This is a genomic window from Natronorubrum sediminis, assembly GCF_900108095.1.
Classification (GTDB): Archaea; Halobacteriota; Halobacteria; order Halobacteriales; family Natrialbaceae; genus Natronorubrum; species Natronorubrum sediminis.
On the sequence record NZ_FNWL01000002.1, the window covers coordinates 719,836 to 746,192 of the forward strand.

General features: G+C 60.6%; 27 protein-coding genes. 12 read left to right on the forward strand and 15 right to left on the reverse strand.

Annotation, left to right across the window (positions count from 1 at the left end; translation table 11 throughout):
* Nucleotides 1-56 precede the first annotated feature (56 nt).
* The gene (locus tag BLW62_RS10840; protein WP_090507578.1) at nucleotides 57-593 is read right to left on the reverse strand and encodes a CinA family protein; all 537 of its coding nucleotides are present in this window, start codon (nucleotides 591-593) and stop codon (nucleotides 57-59) included.
* Nucleotides 594-720: 127 nt separating this feature from the next.
* On the opposite strand from BLW62_RS10840, the gene BLW62_RS10845 reads away from it, so the two are divergent.
* Together BLW62_RS10845 and BLW62_RS10850 are read left to right on the forward strand one after the other, a co-directional pair.
* Entirely contained in the window at nucleotides 721-1,821 is a 1,101-nt protein-coding gene (locus BLW62_RS10845; protein WP_090507058.1) for a pyridoxal phosphate-dependent aminotransferase, read from the forward strand.
* Nucleotides 1,822-2,187: 366 nt separating this feature from the next.
* Nucleotides 2,188-3,408 (forward strand): ArsA family ATPase, encoded by a 1,221-nt coding sequence (locus BLW62_RS10850; RefSeq protein WP_090507059.1) that lies wholly within the window; start codon nucleotides 2,188-2,190, stop codon nucleotides 3,406-3,408.
* 54 nt (nucleotides 3,409-3,462) lie between these two features.
* Here BLW62_RS10850 and BLW62_RS10855 read toward each other — a convergent pair whose 3' ends face one another.
* The 3 genes from BLW62_RS10855 to BLW62_RS10865 form a co-directional block, all read right to left on the reverse strand.
* The gene (locus BLW62_RS10855; RefSeq protein ID WP_090507060.1) at nucleotides 3,463-3,924 is read right to left on the reverse strand and encodes a universal stress protein; all 462 of its coding nucleotides are present in this window, start codon (nucleotides 3,922-3,924) and stop codon (nucleotides 3,463-3,465) included.
* Nucleotides 3,925-3,990: 66 nt separating this feature from the next.
* Nucleotides 3,991-5,187, reverse strand: a complete 1,197-nt coding sequence (locus BLW62_RS10860) for an MFS transporter (protein WP_090507061.1) — start codon at nucleotides 5,185-5,187, stop codon at nucleotides 3,991-3,993.
* Nucleotides 5,188-5,404: 217 nt separating this feature from the next.
* Entirely contained in the window at nucleotides 5,405-5,800 is a 396-nt protein-coding gene (locus BLW62_RS10865; RefSeq protein ID WP_090507062.1) for a tautomerase, read from the reverse strand.
* 270 nt (nucleotides 5,801-6,070) lie between these two features.
* On the opposite strand from BLW62_RS10865, the gene BLW62_RS10870 reads away from it, so the two are divergent.
* Together BLW62_RS10870 and BLW62_RS10875 are read left to right on the forward strand one after the other, a co-directional pair.
* Nucleotides 6,071-7,855 carry an SLC13 family permease gene (locus BLW62_RS10870; RefSeq protein ID WP_090507063.1) on the forward strand — a complete coding sequence of 595 codons (1,785 nt, stop codon included), beginning with the start codon at nucleotides 6,071-6,073 and terminating at the stop codon, nucleotides 7,853-7,855.
* A 192-nt stretch (nucleotides 7,856-8,047) separates the two neighbouring features.
* Nucleotides 8,048-8,314 carry a helix-turn-helix domain-containing protein gene (locus BLW62_RS10875; protein ID WP_090507064.1) on the forward strand — a complete coding sequence of 89 codons (267 nt, stop codon included), beginning with the start codon at nucleotides 8,048-8,050 and terminating at the stop codon, nucleotides 8,312-8,314.
* A gap of 783 nt (nucleotides 8,315-9,097) precedes the next feature.
* Here the strand turns inward: BLW62_RS10875 and BLW62_RS10880 are convergent.
* The 5 genes from BLW62_RS10880 to BLW62_RS18340 form a co-directional block, all read right to left on the reverse strand.
* Complete coding sequence (locus BLW62_RS10880; protein WP_090507065.1) at nucleotides 9,098-10,051, reverse strand: SDR family oxidoreductase; 954 nt, start codon at nucleotides 10,049-10,051, stop codon at nucleotides 9,098-9,100.
* Nucleotides 10,052-10,238: 187 nt separating this feature from the next.
* Nucleotides 10,239-11,030: an endonuclease V gene (locus BLW62_RS10885; RefSeq protein WP_090507066.1), complete on the reverse strand. Its 792-nt coding sequence runs from the start codon at nucleotides 11,028-11,030 to the stop codon at nucleotides 10,239-10,241.
* Between the two features lie 62 nt (nucleotides 11,031-11,092).
* Nucleotides 11,093-12,028 (reverse strand): rhomboid family intramembrane serine protease, encoded by a 936-nt coding sequence (locus BLW62_RS10890; RefSeq protein WP_090507067.1) that lies wholly within the window; start codon nucleotides 12,026-12,028, stop codon nucleotides 11,093-11,095.
* A 145-nt stretch (nucleotides 12,029-12,173) separates the two neighbouring features.
* Nucleotides 12,174-13,043 (reverse strand): halocin C8-like domain-containing protein, encoded by an 870-nt coding sequence (locus BLW62_RS10895; RefSeq protein ID WP_175459731.1) that lies wholly within the window; start codon nucleotides 13,041-13,043, stop codon nucleotides 12,174-12,176.
* A gap of 693 nt (nucleotides 13,044-13,736) precedes the next feature.
* On the reverse strand, nucleotides 13,737-13,958 hold the full coding sequence (locus BLW62_RS18340) for a hypothetical protein (RefSeq protein ID WP_139305405.1): 222 nt from the start codon (nucleotides 13,956-13,958) through the stop codon (nucleotides 13,737-13,739).
* A gap of 162 nt (nucleotides 13,959-14,120) precedes the next feature.
* Between BLW62_RS18340 and BLW62_RS10900 the strand changes: the two genes are divergently transcribed.
* Genes BLW62_RS10900 through BLW62_RS10910 form a run of 3 tightly spaced genes read left to right on the forward strand, consistent with a single transcriptional unit; the run spans nucleotide 14,121 to nucleotide 16,815 of the window.
* Nucleotides 14,121-14,561: a DUF5788 family protein gene (locus BLW62_RS10900; protein ID WP_090507069.1), complete on the forward strand. Its 441-nt coding sequence runs from the start codon at nucleotides 14,121-14,123 to the stop codon at nucleotides 14,559-14,561.
* Nucleotides 14,561-16,312, forward strand: a complete 1,752-nt coding sequence (gene polX, locus BLW62_RS10905) for a DNA polymerase/3'-5' exonuclease PolX (protein WP_090507070.1) — start codon at nucleotides 14,561-14,563, stop codon at nucleotides 16,310-16,312. The genes BLW62_RS10900 and polX overlap by 1 nt, the downstream gene beginning before the upstream one ends.
* A gap of 23 nt (nucleotides 16,313-16,335) precedes the next feature.
* Nucleotides 16,336-16,815 carry a Mut7-C RNAse domain-containing protein gene (locus BLW62_RS10910; RefSeq protein ID WP_090507071.1) on the forward strand — a complete coding sequence of 160 codons (480 nt, stop codon included), beginning with the start codon at nucleotides 16,336-16,338 and terminating at the stop codon, nucleotides 16,813-16,815.
* Between the two features lie 11 nt (nucleotides 16,816-16,826).
* Here BLW62_RS10910 and BLW62_RS10915 read toward each other — a convergent pair whose 3' ends face one another.
* Nucleotides 16,827-17,591 carry a PHP-associated domain-containing protein gene (locus BLW62_RS10915; RefSeq protein WP_090507072.1) on the reverse strand — a complete coding sequence of 255 codons (765 nt, stop codon included), beginning with the start codon at nucleotides 17,589-17,591 and terminating at the stop codon, nucleotides 16,827-16,829.
* Between the two features lie 199 nt (nucleotides 17,592-17,790).
* Here BLW62_RS10915 and BLW62_RS10920 point away from each other — a divergent pair, with 199 nt between their 5' ends.
* Nucleotides 17,791-18,072 (forward strand): DUF7565 family protein, encoded by a 282-nt coding sequence (locus BLW62_RS10920; RefSeq protein WP_076580553.1) that lies wholly within the window; start codon nucleotides 17,791-17,793, stop codon nucleotides 18,070-18,072.
* A gap of 409 nt (nucleotides 18,073-18,481) precedes the next feature.
* Here the strand turns inward: BLW62_RS10920 and BLW62_RS10925 are convergent, their stop codons facing one another.
* Entirely contained in the window at nucleotides 18,482-18,919 is a 438-nt protein-coding gene (locus BLW62_RS10925) for a transcription elongation factor Spt5 (protein ID WP_090507073.1), read from the reverse strand.
* Entirely contained in the window at nucleotides 18,919-19,098 is a 180-nt protein-coding gene (locus BLW62_RS10930) for a protein translocase SEC61 complex subunit gamma (protein WP_076581678.1), read from the reverse strand. The genes BLW62_RS10925 and BLW62_RS10930 overlap by 1 nt, the downstream gene beginning before the upstream one ends.
* Before the next feature lie 129 nt (nucleotides 19,099-19,227).
* Between BLW62_RS10930 and BLW62_RS10935 the strand changes: the two genes are divergently transcribed.
* Complete coding sequence (locus BLW62_RS10935) at nucleotides 19,228-19,440, forward strand: hypothetical protein (protein WP_090507074.1); 213 nt, start codon at nucleotides 19,228-19,230, stop codon at nucleotides 19,438-19,440.
* Nucleotides 19,441-19,582: 142 nt separating this feature from the next.
* On the opposite strand, the gene BLW62_RS10940 is transcribed toward BLW62_RS10935, so the two are convergent.
* Nucleotides 19,583-19,918: a hypothetical protein gene (locus tag BLW62_RS10940; RefSeq protein WP_090507075.1), complete on the reverse strand. Its 336-nt coding sequence runs from the start codon at nucleotides 19,916-19,918 to the stop codon at nucleotides 19,583-19,585.
* A 379-nt stretch (nucleotides 19,919-20,297) separates the two neighbouring features.
* Nucleotides 20,298-21,458 (reverse strand): S1C family serine protease, encoded by a 1,161-nt coding sequence (locus tag BLW62_RS10945; RefSeq protein WP_090507579.1) that lies wholly within the window; start codon nucleotides 21,456-21,458, stop codon nucleotides 20,298-20,300.
* Between the two features lie 248 nt (nucleotides 21,459-21,706).
* Between BLW62_RS10945 and BLW62_RS10950 the strand changes: the two genes are divergently transcribed.
* The gene (locus tag BLW62_RS10950) at nucleotides 21,707-23,644 is read left to right on the forward strand and encodes a glycoside hydrolase family 15 protein (protein WP_090507580.1); all 1,938 of its coding nucleotides are present in this window, start codon (nucleotides 21,707-21,709) and stop codon (nucleotides 23,642-23,644) included.
* Between the two features lie 134 nt (nucleotides 23,645-23,778).
* A complete protein-coding gene (locus BLW62_RS10955; protein ID WP_090507076.1) occupies nucleotides 23,779-24,138 on the forward strand; it encodes a hypothetical protein in 360 nt (119 codons plus the stop codon).
* 85 nt (nucleotides 24,139-24,223) lie between these two features.
* Here BLW62_RS10955 and BLW62_RS10960 read toward each other — a convergent pair whose 3' ends face one another.
* Nucleotides 24,224-25,462, reverse strand: coding sequence for a mandelate racemase/muconate lactonizing enzyme family protein (locus BLW62_RS10960; RefSeq protein WP_090507077.1), 1,239 nt, complete (start codon nucleotides 25,460-25,462; stop codon nucleotides 24,224-24,226).
* A 164-nt stretch (nucleotides 25,463-25,626) separates the two neighbouring features.
* Here BLW62_RS10960 and BLW62_RS10965 point away from each other — a divergent pair, with 164 nt between their 5' ends.
* On the forward strand, nucleotides 25,627-26,334 hold the full coding sequence (locus BLW62_RS10965) for a DUF2270 domain-containing protein (RefSeq protein ID WP_090507078.1): 708 nt from the start codon (nucleotides 25,627-25,629) through the stop codon (nucleotides 26,332-26,334).
* Nucleotides 26,335-26,357 lie beyond the last annotated feature (23 nt).

Genomic DNA, 26,357 nt, shown 5'->3' on the forward strand with positions numbered 1-26,357 from the left:
CAGCCGTTCGCTACCGCCTGAGTTACTGACTGGAATCTCTCTCGAGTCGTCCCTACTCACGGCTCGGTCGATTCGCGCAGTGGCTGACCGTCGATTGCCTCGAGGAGGTCCTCGAACGCCTGATCGACCGTCCGTGCGCGCACGGTTGCTCGGTCGCCGTCGAAGACGTAGCGAGAGGCCGACGAGAACGAGGTTTCGCTGCCCCAGGGACCGGCGTAGGAGACGGCGATGTAGACCGTCCCGACGGGATTTTGCTCGGTTCCGCCGGTCGGTCCTGCGATGCCGGTCGTCGCAACTCCCCACGTTGTGTCCGTGACGTCGCGAACGCCGCGTGCCATCTCGAGCGCGACGGGTTCGGAGACGGCCCCGTGTTCGTCGAGTGCTTCTCGAGAGACGCCGAGGTGGCGACGTTTGGCGTCGTAGGCGTACGTCGTCAGCCCCGAATCGAAGTAATCGCTCGCCCCGGGGACGGCCGTGATCGCGGCCCCAATCAGGCCGCCCGTACAGGATTCGGCGACGGCGAGGGTCTGCTCGCGGTCCCGGAGCGTGTCGGCAATCGCCATCGGTAGCTCACGGTCGATATCGTCGTTCATCATGTCCAGCTAGTGGACGCGAACCCGTCAATGGACGGGTTCGATACCGGCTGACAGGATAGCGGAGGTGACCGAGAAGGACACGCGGAACGAAACACACGTCGGTGTGGACTCCCGTCTATCCGCCATGGAGTACGAGACGCCGTTGTTCTTTCACGTGATGGAGTACGCAGACCGTGCGGATCGCGACGTCATCGACATGGTCAGTGGCAACCCAGACTGGGAGCCACCCGAAGCGCTTCGCGACGGTCTTCGCGAGTACGCCGACCTCGAGCCGGATCGATTCGAGTATCCGCCAAGTGACGGCCTGCGCGAACTACGCGAAGAGATCGCCGCGCGACGCGGCGTCGACACGGAGCAGGTGATCGTCACGAACGGGACGGGCGAGGCGAACTACCTCGCGATGGCCCGCGCGCTCGAGCGCGAACGAGGTGACGAGGTCATCCTGACCGATCCGGTCTATCCCTACTATCCGGGGAAGACGACGATGCTCGGCGGAACCCAGCGCTTCGTCGAGACCGACGAGGACGGCCAACTCGACCCTGCTGTCGTCCGCGAGGCGGCGAGCGAGGAGACCGGCGTAATCGTCGTCAACACGCCGAACAACCCGACCGGAGCGGTGTATCAAGCGGAGACGATGGAAGCGCTCGTCGACGTTGCGGAGGCAAACGACGCGATACTCGTCAGCGACGAGGTGTACGATCACTTCGACCTCTCGGGAACGTTCTCGAGTGCGTTGCGCTACGAGTCTGACCACTGCATCGTCACGAACGGCTTCTCGAAGTCGATGGCGAGCACCGGGTTGCGCGTCGGCTACGCCGTCTTCCCGGAACACCTGATCGAGAACGCGCGAAGCCGTCACATGCTCGTCAACGTCGCGACGACTCGGCCGGGACAGTACGCGGCGCTCAGATCGCTTCGGGAGACCGATCCAGCGTATCACGAAGCGAACCGCGAGTTGCTTCGCGACCGCATCACGGCGTTTACCGACGCGCTGGACGCGGCGGGTGCCGAGTACACAACCCCGGAGGGCTCGTTCTACGTGATGGCCAGATTCGAGGGATTCGACGGCAGCCTCGAGAACGTCGAGCGACTCATCGACGAGGCGGGCGTCGCCGGGATGCCCGGGGAAGCCTTCGGCGACTCTCGCGACGACTGGTTCCGGTTCGCGCTCGTCACGCCACAGGTAACAGAAGCAGCGTCCCGACTGGCAGCGTTTTTCGAGTGACGGCGTCTGTCGTCACCCCTCGGACAATCTGAGGGGACTTCGGCCCGTCTTCCCAGCACTCGCAGCGAAAGGGTGTCCAGTCACTCCATGGAAACTGCTTGGACTGGTCGTTGGGTTCTCGCAGCGGCCCTCTGGTAGGTGCAATCGTTGGCGTCGTCGAGAGGCTATCTGAGGAACGGTGACGGTACTCCTCGGGCTGTTGACCGGCGAAATCGTGTTCGACGCGATTAAGGACGGAACCCCGCGCACGAGCGAGGGTCAATTCTGGGCATTCACCCTCGGTGCTGGCGGTTGCCCGGCGATCCCCTTCTCGTGTAGTCACTCGAGACCGACGGGTACTCGTGTGATGGCGCAGAATCGGTCCGTATGAGTGGAATAGACGTCGATCCCGTCGAGGACGCGGATTCGGACGCGCCAGAGGGCGACGAGGACGAGCACACGATCGAAGTGACGCCGACCGACTCCGTCTCGGAGGAAGGCCGCGAAACGATCGACGTGGAGCCTGCGGACGGGCCGATCGGCGGCCCCGACTACATCCTCTACGGCGGCAAGGGCGGCGTCGGCAAGACGACGATGGCTGCGGCGACCGCACTCGACAGCGCCCGCGCCGGAACGAGTACGCTCGTCGTCTCGACGGATCCGGCACACTCACTCTCCGATACGTTCGAGACTGACGTTCCAACCGAGCCGGCCCGACTCCGAGAGGATATCCCGCTCTACGCAGCCGAGATCGACCCGGAGGCCGCGATGGAACGCGGACAGGCCGCGTTTCTCGGGGGAAGCGCCGCTGACGGATCCGGCGGGAAAGGCGGATTCGACGACGCGTCCGAAGGGTCGGGACTTGGCGAGGGCGCCGCAGGCGGTCCGATGGGTGACCTCGGCGGGTTGGGCGGAATGCTCGGCGGTGAGTCGCCGATGGAGGCCCTTTTCGGCGGCGAGATGCCCGGTGCCGACGAAGCCGCCGCGATGCAACTCCTCCTCGAGTACATCGACGATCCGCGATTCGAGCGCGTCGTGGTCGACACGGCACCGACGGGACACACCCTCAGGCTCCTCAAGTTGCCCGAACTGATGGATACGATGATGGGGCGCATCCTCAAATTTCGTCAGCGAATAAGCGGGATGCTCGAGGGAATGAAAGGCATGTTCGGCGGGCAGGAACAACCAGAAGAAGACGACCTCGAGGATCTGAACGAGCTTCGCGACCGAATCGAACGCCTTCGAGGGCTCCTTCGTGATCCCACTCGGACGGACTTTCGCATCGTCATGGTCCCCGAGGAGATGAGCGTCCTCGAGTCCAAGCGCCTGCGCTCACAACTCGAGGAGTTCGAGATTCCGGTCGGCACGGTCGTCGTCAACCGCGTCATGGAGCCACTCTCAGACGTAACCGACGACGTCGAGGGGGAGTTCCTGCAGCCGAATTTAGAGGAGTGTCAGTTCTGCCAGCGACGCTGGGACGTCCAACAGGACGCGCTCGCTGAAGCACAGGATCTCTTTCGCGGCCCCGACGTGAGGCGCGTGCCGCTTTTCGCGAAAGAAGTCCGGGGTGAAGCGATGCTCGGGGTCGTCGCCGCCTGTTTGCGCTGAGTGTTGTGGACACCCTCCGTCGGCGGCCGTTGGGGGTCAGCCGCCACTCGTTTCTCACTCGGAAGCGGCTGGAACGACCGTGACGGGTCGATCGCTCTCGAGGATCACAGCCTGGACGACGCTCCCGAAGAGGACCTTGCCGACCGGGGAGTGCTTGCCGACGCCGAGGACGATCACGTCGCTGTCGAGGTCTTCGGCTCGCTCGAGGATCGTCTCGGCGGGGTCACCGCTCTCCTCGTAGAGCGTACACTCGACGTCGCTCGCCTCGAGAACGTCGACTGCGGCCGCGACCGACTTGGGAAGTCGGTCTGCCTCGCCGACCTGTTCGGCCATCTCCTCAGCGTAGGTTTCAGAGAAGCCGCCCGCGGCCCACTCGGCATCGGGGGCGGAGACGTCGTCGTGGACGTGACAGATATCGACGGCGAACTCGCTCGATCCCGGCTGATCGAGAATCGATTCTGCCTGCGTGCGCGCTCGAGCCTCGTTCTCGTCGATCGGGAGTAGAACGCGGTACATAGTCGAAGCTTCGGGCTCGGAGGCTAAAAATGACCCACACACCAGCCGACGGGGCGCAAACCGGGGTTACTCTTGCATCGCTGGCTCGTCGGTCGGCGGCTCGAGGCGAATCGCGTACAACAGGAGGGCGACGGCGACGAGCGTCCCGCCGGCGAGGAGCCACCACGAGCCCTGATAGCCGACGTTGTCAGCGAGGAAGCCGAACGCAGGCGGGGCCACGACGGAGCCGAGGACGAGCGACAGTTGCCCGCCTGCGGTTGCCCCGCCCATCTCGTCGGAGGAGACTAGCGTGGCCATATAGGAGTAGTAGACGCCGGTGTTACCGAGGATGAAGAAGCCGAGAACGGAGAAGGCGATCGCCGCGTTCACGGGGGTGTCGGTCGCGGCGACGATCACGAAGAGCACGGCACCGACGAACGCCTGCACGATCAGGATCGAGCCGATTCGAACCTGCGGATCGCCGGGAAGTGCGTCGCTGAGCCAGCCCGTGACGATTCGACCGATGCTCCCGAACAACTGCACGAGTGCGAGGACGACGCCGCCGAACGCGACTGAGGCCCCGATACTTTCCTCGACGTAGAGAACCGTGTAGCCGGTCGTCGTAAAGAACGCCGCTCCGAGGAAGAAACCCGCGAGAACGAGGACGCGGTACGGCCGGTTTTCCGACAGCGCCCGAAAGTCGGGATACTCTGCGGTTCCGCCGTCGCCGACACCGCTGTAGAATATCGCAAAGACGACCGCGACGAGTATCCCGAAGCCGGCGGCGATGAGAAAACCGGCCTGCCAGAAGAGGATTCCCGCGAGTCCGGTGACGAGCAACGAGCTAATCCCGCTGCCCGCGGTGACGCCGACTTGCTTGATTCCGAGCGCGAAGTTCTGTCGACCCGCCTCGATTCCGTCGTAAATCGCCTTGTTCGTCCCAGGAATCGCCGACGCGTACATCGACCCGAGGAAGAAGGCCGCGGCGAGCAACAACGCGAACGTCGGCGCGCCGGCAACCAGTAGTGCCCCGGACGCTAAGCCGATGAGACCGAGCGTCAGCGAGCGCTTCTCGCCGAAGCGATCGATCAACGCGCCCACGGGCAACAAACAGAGCGCGTAGCCGAGCGTCAACGCCGTCACGACGAAGCCGACGGAAAACCGAGAGAGCCCGAACTCGTCCCGGAAGAACGGCGTCGCCGCGAAAACGGCGTAATAACAGATACTTGCCGACACTTGCCACAGTGAGACGAGCGAAACAGTCCGCCAGTACGACCGATCCATCGAACGTCGCGGTCTTTCTCGAGGGTGGGCTTTACTGTCCCGATGCCGGAGACACGTTCCGGGTCGGGGTCGGTACAAAATCGCCAGCAGGTGGTACCCTCTTCGGGTTCGCCACCGGTGAGTTAGCCGGAGTCGACGACGGGTCATCGTCGACCGTCGGCGAGTCATTCCTCAGCGTCCGGTTTCGCAACCTGAGACCTCGAGTCCCGCCGCCGTCTTACTCATCGGCCTCGTCAGGGTCCGATCCGTCCCACTCACCGCCGACTCGGTCGACGCCCATCATGTGCTCGCCGGGGTGTTCCGTGAACACGACCTTCATGTTCTCGTCGGGGACGTCGAACGTCTCGCCGAAGTACGAGAACGTCTCGAGCGCGAAGGTACGTTTTCGCTCGAGCGACCGGCCCTGTCGGATTTCGGCGTCGAGAAAGACCAGCGGCCCCTCCACGCTCCGTCCGAGGTGAAGCGCTGTCGGCTCTCGTTCGCGAATCGAAATCGCGACGTGACCGGCTGTCGTCGCCATCGTCGTCGTGTACAGATCGGTAACTCGGTCGGCGATGGCGCGCTTTTCGTCGGCCGAGAGCGTGCACGTCGTCTCGAATTGGAGTAACGGCATGTGTTCTTCTCGAGTGTCCGCTGAGTTGGGTATTGTGTCTTGGGAAGGACTAGTTCTGTCGTCGACGCCACTGAATTTCTCGCGGTGATGATGGGTGATATCAATGGGCCTACCGAACATGGTCGATGGTCTTTATGAATATCAGTATGGTGATAGGAACAGTTTACGAGTTTACAAAACCGGATACTGCAGCGAGAAAACATCATTAACTAAAATCGTGGACTAACGGATCGTTACCATTTATATCCTGGATTCAAAACAGAGGGAAAAATGGTGAATAACCGCCTGGAAACCTATCAAAAGTTTATTAGAAGATTCTGGACGTATCTCTGGCGGCTCAACGAGCAGACGAAAGCGTATGTCCGTCTCGATGGGGCGAAGATCGTCGAGGACATGGACTCCGTCTCGGAGGAAGAAAAGCAGGTGGCGCGCGAGGCGTTCACCGACGGTGGTGCCGACCCGAACGGCAACGGGTCGAACGGCGGATCTGGCAACGGCGACGGGCGAGACGACGACCAGAACCCGTTCGACGTCGGCGGGTCCTACGGGCTTCGACAGAAGATCGGATTCGTTCTCGGCCCGATCCTGTTCGGCCTCATCATGTTCTCTCCGACGCCGGAGGGACTCGCCCCCGAAGGGCAAGCGGTCGCCGCCGTGACGGCGTGGGTCGCCGTCTGGTGGATGTCCGAAGCGATTCCGATTCCCGCGACCTCCTTGCTGCCGATTCCGCTGTTTCCGATGACTGGCGCACTCGGGGCCGACGAGACGACACCGTCGTACGGCGATCCCCTCATCTTCCTCTTCATGGGTGGATTCTTCCTCGCGATGGCGATGCAACGGTGGGGACTCCACCGGCGCATCGCGTTGCGGACGATCAAAGCCGTCGGTACCGAGCCCTCGAGACTGATCCTCGGGTTCATGCTGGCGACCGCGTTCCTCTCGATGTGGGTCTCGAACAGCGCGACGGTCATGATGATGGTGCCCATCGCGCTAGCGGTCATCTACAAAACGAGCGACCTCATCGACGACGCCGGACTCGACATCGAAACCGGTGAAGGAAACTTCTCCTTCGGCGTCGCGCTCATGCTGTGTATCGCCTACGGGGCGTCGGTCGGCGGCGTCGCGACACTCATCGGTACGCCGCCGAACATCCTCTTCGCCGGGCAAGCAGGGGAACTCTTCGGCCAATCGATCGGCTTCGCCGAGTGGATGTTCTACGGCGTCCCGATCGCACTCATCGGACTCGCAACCGTCTACTTCTACGTGACGCGTCTCGCCATCTCACCCGAGTTCGACCAGCTCCCGATCGGCGACGACACGATCGATCGACAACTCGAGCAACTCGGCGCGATGAGCAAGCAAGAACGCATGGTGCTCGTCGTCTTCGTCGGAATGGCACTCGCCTGGATCTCCGCCAGCCTCCTCGAGCAATTCGAATACATCGGCCTCTCGGACCCTGATACGGTGGTCGCAATCGCCGGTGCGCTCGTCCTCTTTACGTTGCCGACGAAAACGGAAGACGGCGAACATACCTTCCTGCTCGACTGGACCAACGGCGTCAAAATTCCGTGGGGTGTCATCCTCCTGTTCGGCGGCGGCCTCGCGATCGCCGCCGGATTCGATCAGTCGGGCCTCGCGGCCTGGCTCGCCGAGCAACTCCAGTTGCTCGAGGGCGTCTCGATGGTCGTCATCTTACTCGCCGTCGTCGTCCTGACCGTCTTGCTCACCGAGGTTACGTCGAACACCGGAACGACGGCGATGCTCATGCCGATCCTCGCGAGCGTCGCGGTCGGAATCGGCGTCCATCCCTACGGCCTCATGATCGCCGGCGCGACCGCAGCGTCCTTCGCGTTCATGCTCCCCGTCGCGACGCCGCCGAACGCGATCGTCTTCGGCAGCGGATACATCACGCTGCCACAGATGGTCCGCGTCGGGTTCGGGCTCAACGTCATCGGGATCATCCTGATTACGGTCGTCGCCCTCGCGTGGTTACCGATCGCGTGGGGGATCGACATCGGAACGCTCCCGACCGAGTTCGCAGAGGCCTGGGACTAACCCCGTCTCTCGTTCACTATTCTTCGCGGGCCACACCGACCGTGGCCATCGCTGTTAGCTGAGAACGCCACTCACACCGTTCGAACTCGCGTATTGCCCGTCCAGTATGACCGTTGGTAATCGCTTTCTAACTCGCTGGGAACCGGCGGAGTGGTTGATATATCCAAGTTGGCTTGTACTGAATGAGACGGTATGCCAGACCACGAGCACACAGATCCACCCCGAGCGCGCGACGTTTTCGAGGCGCTCGAGACGTCCAGTCCGACGACCGTCGTCGAACTGGCGACCGCCCTCGACTCTCACCCCGCGACCATCGAACGTCACTGCCAAACGCTGCAGCGAAACGGTTCCATTCGCCAGTGTACCGGCGGCATGTACACGCTCGCCGAACGCGGCGAAGACGCTCCGGCAACCAGTCTCGCCGACAGCCACGCGACCGCGACCAACCCTGCCGACTGAGGTCGTCCCTCGAGGCGTCAGCGAATCGGTCGTCCCATAGCAACGATCTCCGGTTCCGACGCTCGAGAACGCGACCGCGAAGCCGGACGGCGCAATCGATCCGGTTTCCACTGCTGGCTGCCGACTCATATCGTACTTCGAAATAGCTTCCTCGAGAGCCGCCACCACGTCAGGCGTCGAATCAGTACCAGTAGTCGGGAATCCGGTTTCGTTATTCAGGGTAGCTTGTGAAACTCGCGGGCAGTACAGGCGAACCTCTTTTCGCCTCGGGTGCGCTTGGCGCACCGCTCGACGAAAACCCGTTCATGCCAAAAAGCCGGTCTCGCTTCGCTCGACCGGCGAATCGCGCTCACTACCGGGTCCTTCGGACCGCTCGTTCGCGCGAATGCTCGTGTTCGATTCGCACGTGTACTGAGCAAATCAGCACCCGTCTTTGTAGCTGGTCTTGAGTAGAATGCCACGGTCAGTACAGGCGGAGACGTGTGCACTCACCGCGAGCGAACGGAGTGAGCGAGCGGGCCGACGACCGACCCGTCGGGGAGGAAGGAGTGCTTTTCATCAACGTTTTGCCGAGCGACCGAGTGCCAGCGAGGGAGCGCAGCGCAAAAGGTTGGCTAGTGGAGTGACCGAATTACCGCGATTCGGTTTCGGGTTCAATTCTGAATACCGAAATGGTGCTACTATCTACTGCCAAAAACGTCTCGAGAAACACTATGGTACGTCTCGTAGAGTCGAATCGGCTGCGGTACGAGCGTGCTGGAGGCGAGGTCGTCTACGAGAGAGTTAGACCAGTTTTCGGAGCAGCCGATAGCCGGCATCGCGAAGCGTATCCGGTAGGAATCGAGCATAGACGCCGTACTGAGCGAGCGGACCGACTGGATAGCGGGCTGGCGGCTCGGGTGTCGTCGCGCTCTCGAGAATCGCCCGCGCGACGTCTTTGGGTTCCGATGCAAACGGGCCGCCGCTCCCGCCGCCGATCAGTTGCATCTCGTCGTAGAGTTCGTAGAGCGTCTCGTACGCTGGCGTGCGTTCGTTTTCGGGTAGCTCCTCGTCGACGCGGTTGGTGAAATTCGTCTCGACCGGGCCGGGTTCGATGACGGTGACGTCGATGTCGAACTCGTCGACTTCCGCGCGCAGCGAGTCGCTCATCGCCTCGAGTGCGTGTTTCGAACCGGCGTAGGCACCCGACCCCGGCACCGAAATGCGACCGATGACGCTCGAGACGTTGATGATCCGGCCGGCACCCTGTGCGCGCATGTGGGGCAGTGCGGCCCGAGCGAGACGATGTGGTCCGTAGACGTTGACGTCGAACTGACGGTGGAGGTCTGCCGTCGGCACGTCCTCGAGCGGCCCCATCTGGGCATAACCGGCGTTGTTGACGAGACAGTCGATCGCGCCGGCGACTTCGACGACGCGTTCGACCGCTCGCGAGACCTGGTCGGGGTCGGTCACGTCGAGTTCGAACGTGGTACACCCTGCTTCCTCGAGTTCCGTGATATCGTCAGCGTTGCGTGCGGTCGCGAACACCTGCCAGCCGTCGGAGAGGAACGCGGCGGCTGTCGCGTGGCCGATGCCGGACGAACAGCCGGTGATCAGGACGGATCGCTTTCGCGTGTAGCGATCATCGGCGTCACCCGGTGCGTCCGTCTCGGTCGTCGTCGATTCGCTCTCACGGTCTCCCTCGCCGGTGCCAGCCGGCTCGTCGTCGGCTCCCTCGAGATCCTCAGCAGTGGCCATACGTGCGATGTTCGAGAGACGATACCTAAGTATCGACGGTTTGTCGCGCTGCTCGTAAATTCAATTGCGGGTGAACTCTCACTGAGTACACTCTCCGAACCCTACTCGAGCAGTGGCCGGCACTCACCTAGCGCCGAATTGAGGTGCCGTCACTGACGACGCGGCTGACGGTCCGCACTCGTTCTGGTCAGTCGCCGATCTCCTGTTTCGCCGTTTCGGCGTAGTTATCGGCCAGCCTCACCGGTTCGGGGAGTTTATACGACGACGCGAGTGCCAGCGCGACATCGGCCGCCGTTTCGGGACCGACGCGGTGGCCCGGACTCACGTAGAGTGGGTTGATGTAGCGATCCGGGGACTCGTACTGTCGGGTCTGAACGGCGTAGCCGATCAGGTCGCCGTCGGGCGCGTCGACGCTCGAGTCGGCCTCGATCGGCACTCGAGTTCCAGCCGGCAGATTTTCGGTGGATTCGCGGGGCGTCCCACAGAGGAGGCTCTTCGCGACGCCGATACTCGGCAGGTCGCGGACGACGCCGACGTGCGTCGCGATTCCGGCCTGCCGAAAGTGAATGCGGCCGCTGCCGTCGAACAACGCGAGATCAGGATCGACGGAGAGGACCTCGAGCGCCTCGAGAATCGGCCCACCCTCTCGAAATGCGAGCAATCCCGGAATATAGGGGATCTCGAGGGGTGTCACGGCGTGTACGCGTTCGATCACTTCGCCGCCTCGCATCGCGACCACGGCACTCAGCGCACGGTCAAACTCGCCGTCTTCGTCGCGCAAAAAGGATTGGTCCACGCCGACGACGATCGGTGGTTCCGCCCCGCCTGCGGCCGTCGCGAGCGGATCCCCGAGCGTCGACGGATCGAACGCGAACTCGTCGTCGAACACCGCAGCGTCGCCGATTTCACGTTGCATCGCTTCCATCTCCTCGCGCTCGAGGGAGCTGTCGGGTGCGAGGTCGGGGCGAGTGGGAGGCATGGGTGCTCGAGCGTTGGGTCGGGACGAAAATCAGTGGTCGGATTGTGGTGGGAAACGCAGCCTCAGAATCGACGGCGTCCGCCGGGGCCACCGGGGCCACCCGGACCGCCGGGGCCGCCACCGCCGAGTTGCAGTTGGCTCGGAGCCCGAATGTTCTGCGTTCGCTTGACGTACTCGCCGTAGGCGAGGCCGATGACGAGTCCGACGAGGTGAGCCATGTGCGCGATTCCGCCGCCGCCTCCTGCGCCAGTTCCGATGAACAACACGCTGATGAGCGCCGTCAATCCGGTCAGGATCCAGATCGGCATCGGGATCATGAACATGAGGTAGACCGTCAGGTTCGGGTTCAGTACCGTAATGACGCCCATGATCGCGAGTGCGGCACCGCTGGCACCGAGAACGGGGGTCACTCCGCCCTCTACTGCGGTGAGACCGATCTGGCTGAGTCCGGCGAGTGCGCCTGCACCGATGAACAGTACTGCGAACGACTTCGAACCGACGTACCGTTCGACGAGCGGTCCGAAGAAGAAAATCACGATGCTATTGAAGATGATGTGGAAGAAGTTGGCGGTGCTGTGAGCGAAAATCGAGGTTACCCACGTCCAGACGTACTCCGGGTTGAGCGGTGAGAGCGTAAAGAGCGCGTTATGGAGTGCCGGCCCACCGATCAACAACGAAATGTACTGCAGGAGGAACGTGATCCACATTATCGCGAGGAACGTGTAGGTCATGTTCCCGCGGAAGTAGGCGAGTGGCCCGCCGACTCCCGTGTCGATGGGGATCTTCTCCATCACACTCGAGGCCCGCGATGTACTTCCCCCGCCGTTGACGCTCTCGTCGAACCCGCTGTCGAAGACGGCGTTCGGGTCGTTCCAGTTCTGCAGCCCCGTACAGTCGTGGTTCTCCGGGAGTCTGTGTTCCCCACAGTACGTCCCCCCGCAGTGCCGACAGTTGTAGGGCATGCTTTCGTCTTTCCCACACACGTCGCACGTGGCCATTGCGCGGGGATATGTGTGGCACCGCTAAGGGATTTGGGGTTTGTATTCATTGGCGATAGATCCCGCCTCACTACAGAGATAATGTCTTTTAAATAATATAAGGTAGTGTGAATTGAGCGTCTGTGGACTACGACGTCAACTGTAACTAAACAATATCATCAAAATCAGGAATGTCAACATTTATAATCCGCCCCGGTGCATCGTCATCACACGCGCCGATAGCATCGTGAGTACAAATTGTTTTTGCGAGGTCATCACCGCAACCGCTTGCAGCGTCGGCAATTCTGCAGACGCCAGCCACGAATGTTGCACAGCCGATTCCACCGACGACCGTAATCCCCAGGACACCACAGGCGAAACCACCGGCTGCACCACAAAGGTAGCGACAAGTCAGTCGCGCTATCTCATAACAGCTATTACATCCAGTAATATCCCATTCGGTCGGGAAGTCACTGGGTACGTCGACAAACTGTGTCGAGACGGTGTTATCGTCGAAAGCAGCAGAGAACTGTGCAAATACCGCTGGATCAACCTCGTGCGTTGTCAACTTGATGCCTTCTTCCGGCGTTGTTTTCCCTTCTTGGGTTCGCTCTACGTCGGTAGCTGCTTCGAACCGTTCGATTTCGGTTAATACACCGTCGGAGTTGGTATGGTAGTAGTCAAGTTGTGCGAATTCGACTGCTGATGTCTTTAGATCACGCGCGATAATAATCGCAGCATCAACCCCCTCATCGGTATCAAGGAGATCGTAACTAACCACTTCTCGTTTGAAGTCATCGTTCTCAACTCGAGCAGCGTCGATGTTCGTAGCCGACAGGACGATTCGCTGTCCCCGTTCTTCCGCTTTTCTTGCTAATGAACCGTACTGTTCTGTCTGTTCTAGCTCTCGAGCGACCGATCTTTTATTGCCACCTTCGAGGATCGTAATCGGATCATCCTCGTCTCCTTCGAGTGCCGCCGCTGACACCGATATCGATGCTATCGAACTAACTCCCACGCCGATACTTTTCAGCATACTTCGCCTGTCTGGTTTCTTTCTAACCATACATTAGAATATATTAGAGAATACAATTTGAATTATAGTATGTAGGGCATAGTTTCTTGTATACAAATATTTATAAATAAGTTTCATTGGGCCCTTAATATATTCGAACCCGGATTAAGTATGAATTTTTGATATTTCACTAATGATGGTGTTCCAGTATGAGAAGGTCATACCAACCTGAGTAACCAGACTAATATGTACGTCTGATCAGGATCGATATTTCTCCACCAAAGTAGATAGTTATCTTATATACATCTCTCAAAATCCCATTTCTTTCTATCAAATATATCCTTCTATACTCTAACACTATTTATCGTAAAATACTTAGGTTTATCTAATAATATACAAGTATGAGAAATGCCGTTAGAGTGTACGGATCGATGTTCGTACTGATCTCTGGATTAATCTGCATGGCACTAACTGTTGCCTTGTTCATTTCTCCATCGGGATTGATAGATAGAATAGGTATTGGCGGATTTGCAGTGTATGCGTTCTGGACCATAATTGTTTGCATACTCTCACTTTTGTATGATCTCCCAAAAAATGCGATGGGAGCGTTCAACCGTTCGTGATTGTCTTTTTCATCCCATAGTACGACACACGATTGATTATTGTCGCTTAGGGTGCCCCAGACCGTGACCAAGCCGCACTGGGGATTGAGAGTTACGCTTCGGAAGTTGTTGTTTTTGTCCGCCGACGAAGACCAAGGTAGTATCCTATTCCGATAATAATACCCATTCCGAGACTCCCTATAATACCCGTGAATGAAACCCCATCAAGGATGAATTCCAATACGAGGAGCACCATAGAAACGGCCAGTGCTACGAAAGTTGCACTGGTTTCGATCGATATTTCACCACTGTATCCAGTTGGAATGTTCACCATATTCTCATTCATATCGCGAAAATACTTAGATACCTCGAATGCAGCAATATGTTCCCATAGATATGAATACAAATATTTTCTTGGAAGAGTGCCGTAGTCATCGCATTCGAGTCAAACGCGACGCTAGCCACATTTTTGATAATTGAGAACTTACTCCGTACTATGAAACTGTACGAGCGAAAGCAACTCCTCGAGCGAGTCGAGCGCGAGGGGGCGACCGTCGGCGCGGACATCCCGGAGACGATCACCGTCCAGGGCGAGGAGATCGACCTCCGGACGTTCGTCTTCGAGATCAAGCGCCGCGAGACGATCCCCGCCGGCGAGCGCGACCGCGTCGAGCGAGCGAAGAAGAACCTCCGCCGCGAGCGCGTCGAACGCCTCGAGGCCATCGAGGAGGGCGACATCTCCCGCGAGGAGGGCGAACAACTCGCCCAGAGCATCATCGGGATCGATCGCGCGTTGAACGCCCTCGAGAGCCTCGGTCCGACCGACCTCGAGCGCGAGCAAAAGACCAAGCAAGCCGCCGACCGAAAGCGCTGGATGTCCTTCCTGAAGAAGGCCCTCGGCGACGATGACGGCGGCTCCTCACGGAGGGGACGATAGTGGCGACCAACGCCGAAATCGCCGGCCGCTTCGAGGAGTTCGCCGACCTGCTCGAGGCCGACGACGTCGAGTACAAACCGCGGGCGTACCGCCGGGCGGCCGAGAACATCCGCGCCCACCCCGTCCCGATCGCCGGCCACATTGAAGACGGTAACGAGGGGATTCTCGAGGAGATCGACGGCGTCGGCGACGCCATCTCCTCGAAGGTCGTCGAGTACGTCGAAACCGGCGACATAGAAGAACTCGAAGAACTGCGCGCCGACCTCCCGATCGACATCGCCGACATCACGCGAATCGAAGGTGTCGGACCCAAGACGGCGGGGAAGCTCTATCGGGAACTCGGCATCGAAACGCTCGACGATCTCGAGGAGGCGGCCGAGGCAGGCGAGATACAGGAAGTCAGCGGCTTCGGCCCGAAGACCGAGGAGAACATCCGCGACAACATTGAATTCGCCAGAGAAGTCGGCCAACGACAGTTACTCGGCGAAGCACGGCCGCTCGCCGACGACGTGCTCGCGTTTCTCGAGTCGCTCGAGACGGTCGAACGCTGTGAGGTCGCCGGGTCGATCCGGCGCTGGCGCGAGACGATCGGCGACGTGGACGTACTCGTCGGCACGGACGAAAACGAGGATGTGGTCGAGTCCTTCTTGAATTGGAACTCAGTCGACAGCGAGATCGAGTCCGGCCCCGACAAGGCGAGCGTTCGGGTCGGCGAGATTCGCGTCGACCTGCGGGTCGTCGTCCCCGAAGAGTTCGGCTCGGCGCTGCAGTACTTTACGGGGAGCAAGGACCACAACGTCCGGCTTCGCAACTATGCGATCGACCGCGAGATGAAGCTCAACGAGTACGGCGCGTTCGACGTCTCGAGCGTCGACGATCCCGATGCGGGCCAGCGCGTCGGCGAGCGCGTGGCTGGCGAGACCGAAGCGAGCATGTACGACGCGCTCGGGTTGCCGTTGATTCCGCCGGAACTCCGCGAGGATCGCGGCGAGATCGCCGCCGCCGAAGCCGACGCGTTGCCCGACCTCATCACGCGCGAGGACGTCCGCGGAGACTTCCACACGCACACCGAGTGGTCCGATGGGAACACGTCGATCGAAGCGATGGTCGACGCCGCCGCGGAGATGGGGTACGACTACTACGGCGTCGCCGACCACGCCGAGGGCCCCGGAATCGTCGGCGATATGGGCCTTTCAGACACCGAAATCCTCGAGCAAGTCGAGCAGATCCGCGAGGTCGCAGCGGCAAGCGAGATCGAAGTCTTCGCGGGAATCGAGGCGAACATCGACGCCGACGGAGAGATCGGACTCTCCGAAGCAGCCATCGACGCACTGGATGTGATCGTCGCCTCGCCACACAGTGCGCTCGATCAGGACGCACCGACGGCGACCGACCGTCTCGTAACTGCTATCGAGAATCCGGCGATCGACGTCATCGGCCACCCGAGCGGCCGAATGCTCAACGAGCGATCCGGGCTCGACTTCGACGCGCGCGAACTCGCCCGGGCCGCGGCCGACCACGACACGGCCCTCGAGATCAACGCCAATCCCCGACGGCTCGACCTCTGGGGCAGCGCCGTACAGGCCGCACTCGAGGAAGGCGCGCCGATTTCGGTCAACACAGACGCCCACCAGCCATCGACGCTCGAGTACATGCGCTGGGGCGTCCACACCGCTCGTCGGGGCTGGGCCGAACCGGCGGACGTGCTCAACACGTGGGAGCTCGACGACGTTCGCGAGTTCCTCCACTGAACGCTATTACTCGCTTCTCGACAGTGCAATTCCTTCTCGACGTCATGTGTGGCGGACTCGTGAGCTACCTTCGAATGTGTAACTACGACACCGTCTACGCCGGCGACCGTGAGCTCGAGGCTGACGACGAGTTGCTCGCGCTCGGCCGGAACGAGGGGCGCACGCTGGTCACGAGAGACGTCGAACTCGCGAATCGGGCCGCCCGCCCGACGGACGAACCGAGGGGGGCGATCCTCCTCGAGTCGCTCGACGTCGAGGATCAGCTACGGGAACTCACGGCGGCCGGGGTCGAACTCACGCTACCCGCCGAGCCTGCCGTCTGCAGTCGGTGCAACGGCTCACTCGAGCGAGTTGGCCGAGGTGAATCGACACCGGAGTACGCGCCAGACGCTGAGGAGACGCCACTCTGGCGCTGTCGGTCGTGTCAACAACACTTCTGGCGGGGCAGTCACTGGGATCGGGTGCAAGCGACACTCTCGGAACTATCTACGGACACCGAGTGAGAACGGACGACTCAGTAAACCGCGACGTCGTCGAAGCGACCGTCGTACGCGATGTGATCGGGGTGTGTCGGCTCGGTTCCCGAGAGAAAGAGTCGGTCGATCTTCTTCCACGTGTTTTCGTAGCCGAGGTGGGCGAGTTCACCGGCCGTCGCCTGCCAGCGCCGGCGACCGTTCTGATGGACGACGCGACGAGAAACGGACTCTTTGAGCGCGTTGACGAGATCGGATTCGTCGGTGATCTCCGCGTCGAATTCAGTGTGTGCCACGCCGACCGTCCCCGGCAAATGCGCGTACGACGAGGTAAACGGTGCACACGAAATCTGCTCAGCGAGTTCGCGTGCACGTCGATTGTGCGAGGGAAGATGCTTTGGGTTGAAAATTTCGAGCGCGTCGATGACGTCCTCGAAGCGCTCGAGGTCCGACTCGTTCAGACTCACCGTCGCAAACTCGGGATGTGGAACCAACACGGCGGCCTCCTGTCGGTCGAACTCCGCCATCGCCGTCTCGAGCGGGATAAAATCCGGAACCGGCTCCTCGAGACCGATCGCGAGCACGTGTTTGCGATTCCGCCAGGAACCGGTGAACACCTCCCGTCCGGGAACGACCGTTAACTCCTCGCTCGAGTAGGCGGCGGCCGTGCGTCGAATCTCCGGCAGCCGAGTGAAATGGGGAGCGTAGACGATCGCGTCGAGGTTAGCAGCGATCGCTCGCTCGACGATTCGTTCGTCGAGGACCTTCACGTGGCAATCGACTCGAGTCGCTGTACCCTCGCTCACGTCACCTGCTTCTTGGAGTGATGAGTTATGAATTCTGATTTAGTTGCCACCCGGTAGTACCGCCGGCACACGACACTCACACTCGTCGGTATTGGGTCCCGGCCTCGTCCATTCTGACTGGCTGGCACAGTCTGGATTCCGCGAATTTCGCTGCGAAAGGATCATTAGGGCGGCCACTCGATACTGACACTGAGAGTACATGGCTTGGGAATGCGGAATCGAGGGCTGTGGTGAGACGTTCGAAGAAGTCGAATCGACGGTCGTCCATCAGGCGACGGAACACACCCGACAGGAGTGTAAAGTCTGTGGAACGGTCGTTCCGGACGGCTACCTCGCGATTCGACACGTGTTTACCGAACACAGCCGAGCCGAGTACGTTCGCGCGTACGGCGCTGACTCAGAAGACGTCCGGACGCGCGAGGAACTCCTCACGGAAATCGAGGACGTCGCCGACATGCAAGCGATCGTCCAGCAACTGTAACGGCCCACACCTGCCCTCGAGTCTCTTGCGAATCCGACGGTTTTCGCAGGCTTCGGCTGCAACGGTTTTCCTCGGCGCACACCACAGTCAGGAGTCAGTAGCTGCCACAAAAACCCATTTTCGCCTCGAGTTGTATCCGTCCGCACTCGTCACGGGTCGTCTCTCCCCGTTCGCTTTTCGAGGCACTCGCTTCGCTCGTCCCACGTATCGCTCACACCGAGCAAACCGACTCACTACCGTTCGTCGGAATCCAGCACGCGGATCTGGTCGCCCCGAACCGTCACCGGAATCGGAACCGTTGCACTCCTAAATTTTACTGCGTCGAGTTCGCTCACGGCGTTCGCTCACCGCTCCTTGCAAAATTTAGTATAAAACTCTCTCGGCGCGAAGCGCCGAGCAAACCGACTCACTACCGTTCGTCGGAATCCAGCACGCGGATCTGGTCGCCCCGAACCGTCACCGGAATCGGAACCGTCGCCTCGTACAGTTCGACCGTGACCTGGTCTTTGCCTTCGTCGATACGCTGGACCTGTGCCTTCTCGCCTTTGAACGGGCCGGCGATGAGTTCGACGATGTCTCCTTCGGCGATTCCCTCGACGTCCGGCTTCGGCGAGAGGAAGTGCTCGACTTCCGAAATGTCGGATTCACCCGGAACGATGCTCCGGGCGTGGGGAATGTCCTCGAGCACCCGATTCAAGACGGCGTCGCCTTCGGCTTCGACCATCACGTAGGAGGTGAGTGAATCCGGGGCGAGGGCGGCGTGGACTTCGGGCTCTTCGCGGTTGATAATCATATCTGCGACAGTGCGTTCTTGACTCGCCGTCGTTTTGACCGCGAAGATACCCATCAGAGACCACCGCCCGCGGGTAAGAACAGCATGATTCCCCCGATGAGGAAGCCCATCAATCCGACCAGCAAAATGCCTGCACCAGCGATCTTTGATACCTGAAGGAACTCCTCAGTCGTGGGTGTCGTTGCCATCTTTAACACCCGAACGTACGAGGTCAGGTCGTACGGAACGTCCATGTCTATCTGTTCACAGCGCGGCATCTTTTATCTGTCTTTCGTGTCCGAAGACAGTTCGGCCGACGAATACGACTCGAGGTTGCACGTGACGGCCCGTCTCCCAACCCCCTCGAGCGTCAACGTCGCCCCATGGCTGAAGACGATACCGACCGCGCAGACGAGTACGAAGCGGAGCGAGAAGCCGAAATCGAAGAAGAACTCGAGCGAGTCGATCAGGAGTCGGCCCAGGCCGAGGGTGACGACGACCTCGGTACGCAAAACGCACCGAGAGAAGACGCTGAGGACCTCGAGGACCTCGAAGACAACCCAGAGGCGACGGAGGAATCCACGGCGGACGAGTGAGCGACGGGCCGGCCCTGTCAGTAGTGGGTGTTTGTCGACTTCGAGAAGCAGGCTGAGTCACTGCGTCGGGAGGGACGCTCTGAGACGCTGGGTCAGTGACGACGTTTCGACACTCGGTCTGCGTGCGTTCTGACCTCTCGCCTCAGAGTGTCACAGAGCGAGGTTGGGATGGCTCCTCGAGCAGTTCGTGAAAGTGCTCGTCACAGAGACAGGGGACGGCGTCGCCGGTTTCGATCGACGACTCGACGACGAGGTCCCCATCGCGGACGTGCGTCTCCGGGACGTACCGCGGGAACTGCACCTGTCCGTCCCGGTTGCAAAGCGAACAACACCGATCAGCGTCCGTCGAGCTGTCGAAGTGTCGTCCGAACTCGTCTCGCTCACAGTTCATACAGAGTCCCCCGATTTCGACGCCGCTGAACAGTTCGATCACGGCACGGTTGTAGCCAGCATTCTTCCTACAGTTCACACATCGCATCAGTAATCCACTCCATAGGGGAGTGGGTCTACAAATGGACCCCGCATAAAAACCAGTTCCCGGGTGAAATTGAACGAACTTGTCAGCACCAATAGGTTCTTACCCACCTCGTGGACCGTGCTCGTGTGTAACGGTTTCGTGACGTCGACGGTAGAAATCGTCTCCACGTTTTGAGGTAATTCGTTTAAGCTACTCGCAGTTGTTTCCAAATCCAAACTTCTTCAAAATCGCTGCCGTCTTGTGGTTTTTCGAGAAGGTTCCATATGAAGTGACTGTCAATCTATCTTACGTCACTCCATTTCGACACACCACCCGTTCCCTCTCTTCAGTTGCAAGTCGCTCACCCAAACGCATCCCGTTCGATCTAACACCACGCTCGTTAGAAATCGGTTTCACTCGGCCGTTCCTCGAGTGTGAGTTCGACCGTTTCCTCGTCTCCGTCTCGGAGGACGTCGATCGTAATCGTCTCGTCGGGTTCCGTCTCGAGTGCCAGCGTGGAGGAGAGTCGTTCTTGTGAGGGAATTTCGGTGTCGTCGATCGCGACGATGACGTCACCGTCGACGGGAACGGGGACGCCGTCGACGGTGGGACCGGGCTCCGCTGTTTCGAAAACATCGGCGGCAGGCCCGTCCGACACCGTCCCGACGACCATGACGCCGCGTGCGTCCTCGAGGTCGTTCGCCTCGGCGACGATCGGACTGACGGGGGCGACGCTCACGCCGAGATACGGGTGATCGTAGGAACCGTCCTCGAGGAGAGACGGCACGACTCGATTCGCGAGCGCGGCGGAGATTGCAAAACCGATCGTCTGGCCCGCACCGGCGAAGACGACGCCCACGGCGTCGCCCGAGAGGTCGACGAGCGGGCCGCCGCTGTTTCCGGGGTTGACCGGTGCGTCCGTCTGAATCGCCGCCGGAATGGAAAACCCAGTTGGGCTCGGCAGCGAGCGATTGACGCCGCTGACGATCCCCTGGGAAATCGACGCGTCGAGACCGAGTGGGTTCCCGAGTGCGAGGACCTCCTCGCCGACCGTCGGCTCGTCTTCGGCGAGCGTGATCCCCTCAGTTTCCTCGGGGAGATCGTCGACCTCGAGCGCGGCGAGGTCGCTGTGAATATCTGTTCCGACGACGTCGGCCGTTCGCCACTGCTCGTCACGAAACTGGAGTTCGACCGTTTCGGCCTCGCGGACAACGTGGTGGTTCGTGACGACAGCGTCGTCGACGACGAATCCCGAACCGATTCCAGCGGGTGTTTCGGGGCCGTCACCCTCTGGTACACCCGGTTCGTCGTCGAGGCCACCGAAGACGTTGACGAGGACGACGTCGTCGATGTACTCGTCGTATACGTCTGCAGGGGTGTTCTCGGTGTCGCCGTCGTCCTGCGTGACACTCGAGGCGACCGCGGTGGAGTGTTGCTCGGAGATACTCGATGCTGCAGCGCCGGTTCCACTGCCCGCAGCGACTCCGAGAAGAGTTACGCTAACGCCTCCACAGCGTTTCAGTACCTGGCGACGAGCAAGCCGCGACTGATCTGACGACATGCCGCGTTCCTCCCCGGGGAGCGGAATAAAACGCGCCCCGGCACAGGCACCCTTGGGGAGTTCGGCACAGGTTCCCTTGGGAAGCACGGCACAGGTTCACATGGGTAGGTCGAGTATTCGACTTCGATCCAGCCCTGACGAGACAGTCTCGAGTGATTCGAGGTGAAACGACCGGCAACCCGGACGCTGCTGGCCAATACTTATTGACGATTTCCAGTGAGGGACAGATACAAAGTCAGTTTTCGCCCATGACGTACCCACCACTTCGAGACTACGGCATTATCGGCAACGACGACCGCTGTGCGCTCGTCAGTAGACGGGGATCGATCGATTGGTGTTGCTTCCCACACCTCGAGTCGCCGAGCGTCTTCGCTCGACTCCTCGATGCCGACCGGGGCGGTCACTTCGCCGTCCGACCGACCGACCCCCACGAATCGAGCCATCGGTACGTCGACCGAACGAACGTTCTCGAGACGACGTTCGAGACGACGAGCGGACAGGCGACGGTCGTCGATTTCATGCCGATTCGAGCCGACGGGCGAGAGTCGTCGGAATCCACACAGCAGGCGATCTACCGCCGACTCGAGTGCGATCGAGGAACCGTCGACCTCGAACTCGAGTTCGCTCCCCGATTCGACTACGCGCGGACGGACCCGACGCTCGAACGGGTCGAAAACGGCGTATTGGCCACGGCCGGCGAGGACGGCGTCGACGCCGACTCTGCTGACCCGGAGCAACTCTTCTTGTACACCGGGGACGCCCTCGACGACGCCCTCGAGTTCCGTGCGTCCGAGACGAACACGGAAGCGACAGTTTCGCTCAAGGCGGGCGACTCGTGTTGGACTGGCGTCCAGTACGGCGCAACGGAGCCACTGGCATCGGTCGACCACCAGCAAGCGCTCGACGAGACGAAACGCTACTGGCGCGAGTGGCTCAGCCACCGCGATGGTGCGCCCGAATCGATGCCCGAACGGTGGCACGAGATGGTGATCCGTTCGGAACTCGCGTTGAAGGTCTTGATCCACCACGAAACGGGTGCGATTCCCGCTGCAGCGACGACGTCGGTTCCAGAAGCTATCGGTGAGCCACGGACCTGGGACTACCGCTACAACTGGATTCGGGACGCGAAGTTTACCGTACAAGCGCTTCACGACACCGGTCACGAACAGGAAGCGCGGGAGTACTTCGAGTGGTTTTCGGACATCGCCCAGACCGATCCAGCCGAAATCAATCCCGTCTACGGCCTCCACGGCGACACCGGTGACGCCCTCTCCGAGCAAACGCTCGAGCACCTCGAAGGCTATCGCGAAACGGGACCGGTTCGAATCGGCAACGCGGCCGCGCCACAACAGCAACTCGACGTGTACGGCACGATCGTTCAGGCCGTCTACGAGACGATTCAGTTCGATTCCGAGGCGATGGTCACCAACGAGGAGTGGGACGCACTTTGCGACATTGTCAAGTACGTCTGCGAGCACTGGGACGAGCGCGATGCCGGTATCTGGGAGTTCCGCGACGAACGGCGACACTTCTTGCACTCGAAACTGCTGTGTTGGGTTGCGCTCGATCGAGGAATCGCACTCGCGACCGAAAACGATCTCGAGGCGCCCCTCGAGACGTGGCGCGAGGAGCGCGACGCCGTCCGAGAGGCCATCGAAGCCCGCGGCTATAGCGAACGGGCCTCGAGTTTTACCCAACACTTCGAGAGTGACGAGGCCCTCGACGCGACGGCGCTCTTGTTACCGATCTACGAGTTCCTCCCGCCGGAAGACGACCGCGTGCAGGCGACAATTGACGCCGTTATCGACCGACTGACGACCGACGACGGCCTCGTCGTCCGGTTCGTCGACAGCGACATCCGTCGCGACGAGGAGAAAGCGTTCTTCCTCTGTTCGTTCTGGCTCATCGACGCATTGGTTCTCTCGAATCGACTCGAGCAAGCCCGAGAGTACTTCGAAAACGTCCTCGAGCGGGCGAGTCCGCTCGGCTTGTACTCCGAAAAGATCGACCCGGAAAATGATCAGTTACTCGGTAACTTCCCGCAGGCGTTTTCACACCTCGGACTCCTCAACAGCGTCACGTACCTCGCTCGGGCCCTCGAGAGCGACGGCGACGTGACACCTGCCGATTTCGATCCTGGAAACGTCGAAACGCTCTTTCGGCGAAGCGAGTCGTCCGAGTCGTAAGCGACGTGTTCAGGGCGTACTCGCTTGCTCTCGACGATGTTCGGTGCTTCGACAGCGAAGACGCGAATCCATCACGGCTGGAAAAGCGAGAAAGTTTATGCCAAAGGGGTCGGATTTGCAGACAATCAACGAGAATGTCAGAACAGGCGGTCCCACAACACGTTCCCGAACGCATCCTCTGTCCGAACTGCCCAGCAGACTATCCCCAGCCGTTTTCGGAACAGCACATCTGCTGTCGACGCTGTGGCACGAGGTTTCTCGCGCCGACAGATGCCCGAACCCCAAAAAATGCCGACGATCAGTGGGTGACAGAGAGTCCCATCGCACACGATCTCACTCGAGCGCTCGAGGGTGTCGTCGATCACTTTCCACTGATCGGCTTGAGTTTCAACCTTCTCGCAGTCCTATTGTGGCTCGGCGGATACGTCTCGTTCGAAGTCACGGTCCTCACAATTTTGCTGATCACCAGTGCGTTCGTCGCTGAACGACACTAGTTGGTGCGCCCAAAACTGGCACATCGGACTCGAGTAGTTCCGCGCTGACAGGCCGACGTAAAGTGGCCCCTACAACCTGTCTCGATCAGGCTTCGTCGAAGAGTTCCTCGCCGTCGACCATCTGCTCCGCGACGACGTCCATATCCAGCGTGACCCCGAGGCCGGGTTGCTCCGGAACTTCGATGTAGCCGTCCTCGATGACGTCCTCTTCGACGAGATCGCCCCACCACTCGAGTTCGTAAGAGTGGAACTCGACGGCGAGGGCGTTCGAAATCGCCGCTCCGACGTGGACGCTCCCCATCGTCGCGACGGGTGACGCGACGTTGTGCATCGCGACGGGAACGTAGTAGAGATCGGCCAGATCGGCGATCTTCCGCGTCTCGCGCATGCCGCCGACCTTGGGCATATCGGGGGCGATGATGTCGACAGCCTGTTCTTCGATGAGTCGACGCTGGCCGTGGGTTCGATAGACGTTTTCGCCGACGGTGATCGGCGTCGTCGTACTCTGTGTGACCTCCCGCTGCACGTCGTGGTTTTCGGGTGGCACGGGATCCTCGAGCCACCAGACGTTGTACTCCTCGAGGCGGTTTGCCAGGCGCTTCGCGCTGTCGGCTGAAAACGTCCAGTGGCAGTCGAAGGCGACGTCGGCGCGGTGGCCGACGCGTTCGGTGATCGCCTCGACAATCGACGCTTTGTGGTCGATTTCGGGACGCCGAAGGTGTCGGTTCGCTCGATCTTTCTCGTGGCCCGAGGGCACGTCGAGGTCGAATTTGAGCGCATCGTAGCCCAGTTCCTCGACGACGCGTTCGGCTTCGTCGGCACAGGCGACGGGATCCGCCTCGTCTTCGGTGTGACAATCACAGTAGACCCGAACCTCGTCTCTGTACTTTCCACCGAGTAACTGGTAGGCTGGCACCTCGAGAATCTTCCCGACGAGATCGTGTAACGCGACTTCGATCCCCGCGATGGCGGTGACGGTGACGCCCCCGATCGATCCTTCGCCGGACATCTTCTGGAAGAGGTGTTCCGTAAGTCGGTCGATATCGAGCGGATTCTCGCCTTCTAGGAAGGAGCTCATTCGTTCGATTAGTTCCGGTGCGCCTGCGCCCCAGTAGGCCTCGCCGGTGCCGACGATACCCGCGTCGGTGTAGATTCGAACCAGCGTCCACGGGAAGTTGCCGTCGACCATCGTCGTCTGTACATCCGTGATCACGACGTCTCGATCCTGACCACGTTCTCGCGTGACCCCCATCGTCTCCGCCGAGAGATCCCGCATCGTATACTCGGCGTTTGGATCACGCAGCTGCGAGTAATCGATCCCCATACCTCAACAGTCACTCGCACAGTAGTAATAGGTTTCACCCGCAGGTGACACGGACGGGGTCGACGGAAGTGGGTGCAAAGACCGGTATTTCGTCGTGACGTGACGCCAGTGAAACGTCTTGTGACTGGTGTAGTACTTTACAGCAGGTTCGTGTAGCGCGTGCCATGAGCGAGGACGAACACGAAGAGAGCCCACTCGAGCGATCGGATCAAGAGATCGGAGCCGAAATCGCGGAAGATCCTGAAACACTCATCGGGGCGCTTCCCCACTACTACCGAGGAGAGGTGGCGCAATCGACGACCTCGCAGGATCGGATCGACCAGACGACGAACTGGGCGATTACGGTGCTCGCCGCCTTGCTTTCGGTCGTCTTCTCGAGCCCCGATATGCCTGCGTACTTGCTCCTCGTCGGCATTCTCGTCCTCAGCGTCTTCCTCTCGTTCGAGGTGAGGCGGTACCGATTCTACGACATGTACCGGGCTCGAGTCCGCTTTTTCCAGGAAAATGTCTTCGCGAACGCGCTTCAGCCCGTCGGCGTCGAACACGCACACTGGCGCGAGGAATTGAGCGAAGACCTTCGGTATCCGACGTTCAAAGTAACGGCCTGGGAAGCCCTCTCTCGGCGTCTCAGCCGGATATATGTACTCCTCTTCGTCGTCCTCGGTGTCTCGTGGATCGCGAAGGTGACCCTGTTCACGCCGGAGACGCAGTGGACGGAGGCCGCGGAGTTACCCGGAGTCCACGGCCTGATCGTTGCGGCGGCACTCGGTGTATTCTATCTCGGAATATGCATCATCGCGTGGTGGCCCCACAGCCGGCGAGCAAAAGGGGAAATATACGGCGAAGAACCCGGCGAGTGGAAAGACGAGTGACGACGGCCGTCTGTGACTGGACG

Coding starts and splice junctions, on each gene's coding strand:
- BLW62_RS10855 (WP_090507060.1), bottom strand. CDS start 3,924: ATGTACCGCGTTCTACTCCCGATCGACGAGAACGAGGCTCGAGCGCGC.
- BLW62_RS10950 (WP_090507580.1), top strand. CDS start 21,707: ATGACGTACCCACCACTTCGAGACTACGGCATTATCGGCAACGACGAC.
- BLW62_RS10895 (WP_175459731.1), bottom strand. CDS start 13,043: ATGCTGAAAAGTATCGGCGTGGGAGTTAGTTCGATAGCATCGATATCG.
- BLW62_RS10880 (WP_090507065.1), bottom strand. CDS start 10,051: ATGGCCACTGCTGAGGATCTCGAGGGAGCCGACGACGAGCCGGCTGGC.
- BLW62_RS10845 (WP_090507058.1), top strand. CDS start 721: ATGGAGTACGAGACGCCGTTGTTCTTTCACGTGATGGAGTACGCAGAC.
- BLW62_RS10930 (WP_076581678.1), bottom strand. CDS start 19,098: ATGGACGTTCCGTACGACCTGACCTCGTACGTTCGGGTGTTAAAGATG.
- BLW62_RS10900 (WP_090507069.1), top strand. CDS start 14,121: ATGAAACTGTACGAGCGAAAGCAACTCCTCGAGCGAGTCGAGCGCGAG.
- BLW62_RS10875 (WP_090507064.1), top strand. CDS start 8,048: ATGCCAGACCACGAGCACACAGATCCACCCCGAGCGCGCGACGTTTTC.
- BLW62_RS10955 (WP_090507076.1), top strand. CDS start 23,779: ATGTCAGAACAGGCGGTCCCACAACACGTTCCCGAACGCATCCTCTGT.
- BLW62_RS10850 (WP_090507059.1), top strand. CDS start 2,188: ATGAGTGGAATAGACGTCGATCCCGTCGAGGACGCGGATTCGGACGCG.
- BLW62_RS10925 (WP_090507073.1), bottom strand. CDS start 18,919: ATGGGTATCTTCGCGGTCAAAACGACGGCGAGTCAAGAACGCACTGTC.
- BLW62_RS10860 (WP_090507061.1), bottom strand. CDS start 5,187: ATGGATCGGTCGTACTGGCGGACTGTTTCGCTCGTCTCACTGTGGCAA.
- BLW62_RS10920 (WP_076580553.1), top strand. CDS start 17,791: ATGGCTTGGGAATGCGGAATCGAGGGCTGTGGTGAGACGTTCGAAGAA.
- BLW62_RS10890 (WP_090507067.1), bottom strand. CDS start 12,028: ATGGCCACGTGCGACGTGTGTGGGAAAGACGAAAGCATGCCCTACAAC.
- BLW62_RS10935 (WP_090507074.1), top strand. CDS start 19,228: ATGGCTGAAGACGATACCGACCGCGCAGACGAGTACGAAGCGGAGCGA.
- BLW62_RS10865 (WP_090507062.1), bottom strand. CDS start 5,800: ATGCCGTTACTCCAATTCGAGACGACGTGCACGCTCTCGGCCGACGAA.
- BLW62_RS10870 (WP_090507063.1), top strand. CDS start 6,071: ATGGTGAATAACCGCCTGGAAACCTATCAAAAGTTTATTAGAAGATTC.
- BLW62_RS10965 (WP_090507078.1), top strand. CDS start 25,627: ATGAGCGAGGACGAACACGAAGAGAGCCCACTCGAGCGATCGGATCAA.
- BLW62_RS10840 (WP_090507578.1), bottom strand. CDS start 593: ATGAACGACGATATCGACCGTGAGCTACCGATGGCGATTGCCGACACG.
- BLW62_RS10945 (WP_090507579.1), bottom strand. CDS start 21,458: ATGTCGTCAGATCAGTCGCGGCTTGCTCGTCGCCAGGTACTGAAACGC.
- BLW62_RS10960 (WP_090507077.1), bottom strand. CDS start 25,462: ATGGGGATCGATTACTCGCAGCTGCGTGATCCAAACGCCGAGTATACG.
- BLW62_RS10940 (WP_090507075.1), bottom strand. CDS start 19,918: ATGCGATGTGTGAACTGTAGGAAGAATGCTGGCTACAACCGTGCCGTG.
- BLW62_RS18340 (WP_139305405.1), bottom strand. CDS start 13,958: ATGGTGAACATTCCAACTGGATACAGTGGTGAAATATCGATCGAAACC.
- BLW62_RS10885 (WP_090507066.1), bottom strand. CDS start 11,030: ATGCCTCCCACTCGCCCCGACCTCGCACCCGACAGCTCCCTCGAGCGC.